Source organism: Cellulomonas sp. P4_B5_2, from assembly GCF_056402235.1.
Genome location: NZ_JBFUHU010000304.1, coordinates 1 through 4,574, shown reverse-complemented (window position 1 = coordinate 4,574; position 4,574 = coordinate 1). Strand labels below are relative to the sequence as shown.

The 4,574-nt window shown below is 72.5% G+C and carries 7 protein-coding genes; 5 read left to right on the top strand and 2 right to left on the bottom strand.

Going from position 1 to position 4,574, the window contains the following annotated elements:
• Window positions 1-89: 89 nt before the first annotated feature.
• Complete coding sequence (locus AC1DUQ_RS18060) at window positions 90-1,415, bottom strand: PTS transporter subunit EIIC (RefSeq protein WP_477059793.1); 1,326 nt, start codon at window positions 1,413-1,415, stop codon at window positions 90-92.
• A gap of 144 nt (window positions 1,416-1,559) precedes the next feature.
• Here AC1DUQ_RS18060 and AC1DUQ_RS18055 point away from each other — a divergent pair, with 144 nt between their 5' ends.
• The 5 genes from AC1DUQ_RS18055 to AC1DUQ_RS18035 are packed head-to-tail and all read left to right on the top strand — an operon-like array spanning window position 1,560 to window position 4,030.
• On the top strand, window positions 1,560-2,354 hold the full coding sequence (locus AC1DUQ_RS18055; protein WP_477074274.1) for a GntR family transcriptional regulator: 795 nt from the start codon (window positions 1,560-1,562) through the stop codon (window positions 2,352-2,354).
• Window positions 2,351-2,596 (top strand): PTS sugar transporter subunit IIB, encoded by a 246-nt coding sequence (locus AC1DUQ_RS18050; protein WP_056085872.1) that lies wholly within the window; start codon window positions 2,351-2,353, stop codon window positions 2,594-2,596. Before AC1DUQ_RS18055 ends, AC1DUQ_RS18050 begins: the two co-directional genes overlap by 4 nt.
• 11 nt (window positions 2,597-2,607) lie before the next feature.
• On the top strand, window positions 2,608-2,838 hold the full coding sequence (locus tag AC1DUQ_RS18045) for a PTS sugar transporter subunit IIB (RefSeq protein WP_056091320.1): 231 nt from the start codon (window positions 2,608-2,610) through the stop codon (window positions 2,836-2,838).
• Window positions 2,835-3,299: a PTS sugar transporter subunit IIA gene (locus AC1DUQ_RS18040; protein ID WP_477059791.1), complete on the top strand. Its 465-nt coding sequence runs from the start codon at window positions 2,835-2,837 to the stop codon at window positions 3,297-3,299. The genes AC1DUQ_RS18045 and AC1DUQ_RS18040 overlap by 4 nt, the downstream gene beginning before the upstream one ends.
• Window positions 3,296-4,030: a copper homeostasis protein CutC gene (locus tag AC1DUQ_RS18035; protein WP_477059790.1), complete on the top strand. Its 735-nt coding sequence runs from the start codon at window positions 3,296-3,298 to the stop codon at window positions 4,028-4,030. The genes AC1DUQ_RS18040 and AC1DUQ_RS18035 overlap by 4 nt, the downstream gene beginning before the upstream one ends.
• Here AC1DUQ_RS18035 and AC1DUQ_RS18030 read toward each other — a convergent pair.
• A partial coding sequence (locus tag AC1DUQ_RS18030) for a DUF2252 family protein (protein ID WP_477074273.1) occupies window positions 3,998-4,574 on the bottom strand: 577 nt, incomplete at its 5' end. The two genes, AC1DUQ_RS18035 and AC1DUQ_RS18030, sit on opposite strands and share 33 nt — an antisense overlap.

The following is a 4,574-nucleotide window of genomic DNA, read 5'->3' as shown; positions in this document are numbered from 1 at the left end:
GGCGTCAGGCATGCGCGCCACGACTCCCAGCCGGCGGCCCGGGCTGACCCCGAACCCCCTCAGGGTCAGTGCGGCGGCGACCGCTGCGGTCATCGTGCGGGGGCCGGCTCGTCCGACGCGGCCTTCTGCGCGGCGTTGTCGGCCTGCACCTGGTCGTCCGTCGGGAAGACCTGGACCGTGCCGTCGTCGTCGTCCTCGCGGCCCGGCGTCCGCAGGTTCCAGCGCGTGATGACGAACCGGAACAGGAAGTAGTACACGACCGCGTAGCCGAGCCCGATCACGATCAGCAGCAGCGGCATCGTGGCGATCCGGAAGTTCAGCAGGTAGTCGATCGCGCCCGCGGAGAACCCGAACCCGTCCTTGATGCCCAGCGCGTTGACCAGCGCCAGCGACGTGCCGGTGAGGATCGCGTGGATGACGTACAGCGGGTAGGCCACGTAGACGAACGCGAACTCGAGCGGCTCGGTGACCCCGGTGACGAACGAGACCAGCGCGGCCGAGCCCATGATGCCCGCGATGATCTTGCGGTTCTTGGCCTTGGAGGTGTGCACGATCGCCAGGGCGGCTGCGGGGAGCGCGAACATCATGATCGGGAAGAAGCCCGTCATGAACGTGCCGGCGGTCGGGTCACCGTGCAGGAACCGCGCGATGTCGCCGTGCCACACGTCGCCGTTGCCGTCCGTGTACGAGCCGAACTGGAACCAGGGCAGCGAGTTGAGCAGGTGGTGCAGGCCGATCGGGACGAGCAGGCGGTTCATGGTGCCGTAGACGAAGGCGCCGAGGATCGTCGAGCTGGTGACCCAGTCGCCGACCGCCGTGAAGCCGGAGTCGAACGCGGGGTAGATCAGCGCGCCGACGACGGCGACCAGGATCGCGGCACCCGCGGTGACGATCGGCACGAAGCGCCGACCGCCGAAGAACGCCAGGTACGGGGGCAGCTTGATCCGGTAGTACTTCTGGAACAGCAGCGCGGCCACGAGGCCCATGACGATGCCACCGAGCACGCCGTAGTTGATGAGCTCCTGCGGGTCGTCCCCGACCGGCTTGCCCAGCACGTAGGGCGAGAGCGCGTCGCTGACGCCCTTGAACACGAGGTACCCGATCACGGCCGCGAGGCCGGTGGAGCCGTCCGACTTGCGCGCGAACCCGACGGCGACGCCGACGGCGAACAGCAGCGCGAGGTTGGCGAACAGGGCGTTCCCCGCGGCGCCGAGGACGGCAGCCACGGGAAGGAGCCACGCGGCGTGGGCGCCGAGGCCGTCGGCGCCCAGCATGTCGGGCTGACCGAGCCGCAGCAGCAGCGCGGCGGCCGGCAGGGAGGCGATGGGCAGCATCAGCGAGCGGCCGATGCGTTGCAGCTGGGCGAGGCCGGGGATGCCCCGCTTCTGGGTGGCGTCGGCGGTGACGGTGGTCATGGAGCACTCCTCTATGGGTGGTCCTGAAGCTCTCGGGGGGGTGTCTGGTCTGGACCAGTTGCGAGCAGACTGGTCTAGACCTCATGATGTGTCAAGGGTCACGTCACGACGACGCAGACCGTCGTCGCAAAGGAGTGGCCGCGCGTGGACGAGTCGGAGCAGGGCAGCGCGCACAAGTACCTGACGGTGCGCGACCACCTGGCCACCCTCGTCGCCCAGGACCTCCAGGTCGGCGACGCGATCCCCTCCGAGCGGCACCTCAGCCAGCAGTTCGGCCTGTCCCGGATGACCGTGCGGCAGGCCGTCGACACGCTGGTCACCGACGGCGTCCTGGTCCGCGAGCAGGGGCGCGGCACGTTCGTCGCGCCGAAGCGCWTGGACTTCGAGATGCGGCTGACCACGTTCGGCGAGGAGATGCGCCGGCGCGGCATGGAACCCGCCACGAACGTGCTGACCGCTCAGGTCGTCTCCGCGACCCCCGACGTCGCCACCGCGCTCGAGCTCGAGCCCCGCCAGAAGGTGCACTTCCTCTACCGGGTGCGCAGCGCCGACGGCGTCCCCATCTGCATCGAGCAGGCGTGGGTGCCCGTCGCCCTGGCACCCACGCTCTTCGACGACGGGCCCCCGGCGAGCATGTACGAGGCGCTGCGGGACCGCGGGCTGGCCCCCGAGTGGGGCGAGGACACGCTGTCCGCCGACGAGGCCACCGACACGGAGGCGTCCCTGCTCGGGCTCGGCGACGCCCGTGCCGTGCTGCGCGCCGAGCGTCGCACCTACTCCGTCGACACCGCGACGATGTTCTCCCGCGCCTGCTACCGCGCCGACCGCTACAGCGTGTGGGTCCCGCTGCGCGCGCCGCGGCCCGCACTGGTTCCCCGACGACGGGCCGAGGGTGACCTCGAGCCGGCACACGCACCCACCACAGGAGGACGGCAATGAGGCCGCAGAGCAAGGACCAGGCGGCGGCGATCCTGGCCGCCCTCGGAGGCGTCGACAACATCGACGAGATCGAGCCGTGCACCACGCGGCTGCGGTCGCTCGTGCGTGACGCGAGCCGTGTCGACGCCGCCGGGCTGCGCGCCGCCGGCGCGTTCGGCGTCATGATCTCCGGGCGGGTGGTGCAGGTCGTCGTCGGCCCGCACGTCGACCTCATCGCCACCGACCTCGACGAGCTGATGTGAGGGTGCCAGACATGACGAAGGCCGAGAAGATCCTGGCAGCGCTGGGCGGGGACGCGAACGTCCTCGACCTCGAGCCCTGCATCACCCGCCTCCGGGTCGAGGTGGAGAACCCCGCGCTCGTCGACGAGCGCGGGCTCAAGGCGGCGGGCGCGATCGCCGTCGTGCGGTCCGGGGTCGCGGTGCAGGTCATCGTGGGGCCCGAGGCGGACACGCTGGCCTCGGACATCGAGGACCTCCGGTGACGATCCTGCTCACCGTGCTGTCCCCCGTCAGCGGCCAGGTGCTGGGACTCGGCGACGTCACCGACCCCGTGTTCTCGGCCGAGCTGGTGGGCCCCGGGCTCGCGCTCGACCCGGAGCGCTCCGCGACCGCCCAGGTGATCTCCCCCATCGACGGCACCATCGTCAAGCTGCACCCGCACGCCTTCGTCGTCCAGCACGACGACGGCCGCGCGGTGCTCGTGCACCTCGGCATCGACACCGTCGAGCTCGGTGGCACCGGGTTCACCCTGCACGCCACCGAGGGTTCGGTCGTCACCGCGGGGCAGGTCGTCCTGAGCTGGGACCCGTCCGCGGTCGCGGCCGGCGGCCGGTCGCCCGTGTGCCCGGTCGTGGGGCTCGAGGCCGGCTCCGACGCCCTCACCCGCCTCGCGCTCCCCGGCGACACCGTGTCCGCCGGCGAGCCGCTGCTGTCCTGGGCATGACCGCGCTCGAGATCGCGGTGCAGGACGTGGCCGGCGCGGTCGCGTCCGCGGGGCTCGGCGCCGACCGGCTGGAGCTCTGCGCCGCGCTCGCCGCCACCGGCGGGATCACGCCGTCGATCGGCCTGCTCGACGCGACCCTCGCGGCCGTCCCGTCGGGAGTGGGCGTTCACGTGCTGGTCCGGCCGCGCGCCGGGTCGTTCGTCTACCCGCCCGACGAGCTCGCCGTCCAGGTCAGGGACGTCCGGGCCGCGGTGCGCGCGGGTGCCGCCGGCGTCGTGGTCGGTGCGCTCCGTCCCGACGGCTCCGTGGACCGGGACGCGGTCGCGCGGCTGGTGGAGGCCGCCGACGGGCGCGAGGTCACGTTCCACCGGGCGTTCGACACGCTGACCGACCTGGCTCCGGCCGTCGACGAGCTCGTGTCGCTCGGGGTCGTGCGCGTCCTGACCTCCGGCGGTGCCGCGCGCAGCGTCGACGGCCTCCTCCGCCTTACCGCCACGGTGGCGCACGCCGCGGGCCGGCTGCAGGTCATGGCCGGKGGCGGCGTGCGGCCCGACGACATCCCCGCGCTGCTGGGCACCGGCGTCGACGCCGTGCACCTGTCCGCCAGCCGGCACGTCGACGAGTCCGGGGGACCCGGCGGCGGGTCGGCCGGCTACACGACCACCGACGCGACGGTCGTGGCGGCCGCCGCCGCGGCGCTACACCCCGTGGACCGCCTCCAGCCGTCCTGAGTCGATCGCCGACAGGAGCGCGGAGTGGTCCTGCTCGGTGCGGTCGGCGTAGCCGACGGCGAAGTCGGCGAACGCCTCGTCGGCCTCCTTGGAGCCGCCGAGGTACCGCGCGATCGCGACACGGTCGCCGGACCGGGCGTGCGCGCGGGCCAGCGTCCAGGCGCACAGACCGCCGTACCGGCGGAAGCCGTCCGGCCGCATCTCCTCGATGACCGCCGAGCCCTTCCAGTCCCGCAGCTGACGGATGTAGAAGTCACGCTCGATGCCGTCGATGCCCGTGCTCCGCTGCCAGCCGAGCAGCGCGTCGCTCGCGGCCTGCATGAGCCGCTGACCTTCGACCACGCGCTGGCCGGACTGGGTGTACTCACTGGCGCCCAGGAACTGCTCGAGCACCGAGACCTGCGCCTCCTTGGCCTGCAGGACGAGCAGGTCGTCCTCGTCGACGCCCTGCAGGAGCAGGATCCACGCCCGGGTGCCGACGCTGCCGACGCCGACGACCTTGCGTGCCATGTCGATCACCCGGTACTGGCTGAGCAGGTGCCGA